The 509-nt window shown below is 67.0% G+C and carries 1 protein-coding gene; it reads left to right on the top strand.

Going from position 1 to position 509, the window contains the following annotated elements:
* A partial coding sequence (locus tag A5704_RS28030; RefSeq protein WP_231969351.1) for a cytochrome P450 occupies positions 1 to 323 on the top strand: 323 nt, incomplete at its 5' end.
* Between the last annotated feature and the right edge of the window lie 186 nt (positions 324 to 509).

The following is a 509-nucleotide window of genomic DNA, read 5'->3' as shown; positions in this document are numbered from 1 at the left end:
GAACTCGCAGCGGTGCTCGACATGGGTTGGGAGGACATCAATCTCGCCGTCGAGTACGAGGGCGACCATCACCGGACGATCCGGAATCATTCGACATCGCGCGTTATCCGAACAACCACCTGGCCTTCGGCTTCGGGACGCACTTCTGCCTCGGGAACCAGCTAGCCCGGCTGGAGCTGTCCATCATGCAGACCCGGCTGCTGCAGCGCCTGCCGGACATGCGGCTGGCCTCGGAGGCCGACCTGCCCCTGCGGCCGGCCAACTTCGTCTCCGGCCTGGAGAAGATGCCGGTCGCGTTCACGCCGAGCGCACCGCTGGGCTAGGGCCGCCTTGGCTCGTCGCCGAGCGTGCTCTGGGGGCGGGATTTAGGCGATTTTCCCGCCCTGAGAGCACGTTCGGCGGGCCCAGGCCGCGGCCACTCGGTGCAGAATTCCGCCCTGTGTGTCGTCGGCGGTAACCCGGATGACGATCCAGCCGAGATCGGACAGCGCTTCGTGACGCGCGATGTC

It is taken from the genome of Mycobacterium sp. E735, assembly GCF_001666955.1.
Lineage (GTDB): Bacteria > Actinomycetota > Actinomycetes > Mycobacteriales > Mycobacteriaceae > Mycobacterium.
Note: the sequence above shows the minus strand (reverse complement) of the source record. Positions and strands in the feature narration are given on the sequence as shown.